This window comes from Thermococcus sp. 9N3 (assembly GCF_012027685.1).
Taxonomy (GTDB): domain Archaea; phylum Methanobacteriota_B; class Thermococci; order Thermococcales; family Thermococcaceae; genus Thermococcus; species Thermococcus nautili.
Window position 1 is genome coordinate 1 of record NZ_SNUV01000017.1, and the last position, 390, is coordinate 390.

The 390-nt window shown below is 47.2% G+C and carries 1 protein-coding gene; it reads right to left on the reverse strand.

Features of this window, described 5'->3' with window-relative positions:
• Positions 1 to 263, reverse strand: a 263-nt coding sequence (locus tag E3E30_RS11200) for a CBS domain-containing protein (RefSeq protein ID WP_167729658.1), incomplete at its 3' end; no start/stop codon positions are given.
• Positions 264 to 390: the final 127 nt, after the last annotated feature.

Here is a 390-nt window from a genome sequence, read left to right on the forward strand (position 1 = left end):
TCCAGCATAGCTCTGACAGCCTTCTTAAGGTCATCATTGGGTTTCACTGTGGGAACATCCCTTTTGACGAGCATTGCCAGTTGCTCCTCATCAGGATGGAGCATAACACGCTTGATACTTATTATTCCAACGAGCTTGCCTTCTCTGTTTGCTACGGGGAATGACCTTACTTTGTGTTTCCTGAAGAGGTCAAGGGCATACTCCCTCGTGGCCGGGAGCTTTATGACCACTGGATCGGGGGTCATCAAAGTCTTTACACGCATTTTCTTCACCACCGCTTTAGGTTAAAGCGTCCTTCTCCTATTTAAGGTTTTCATTAGGCTCATCAAAAATTTGAAGAAAAGGTCAGCCTAGAACTGAGAGAAGAACTCCGGCGACGACGGCAGTTCC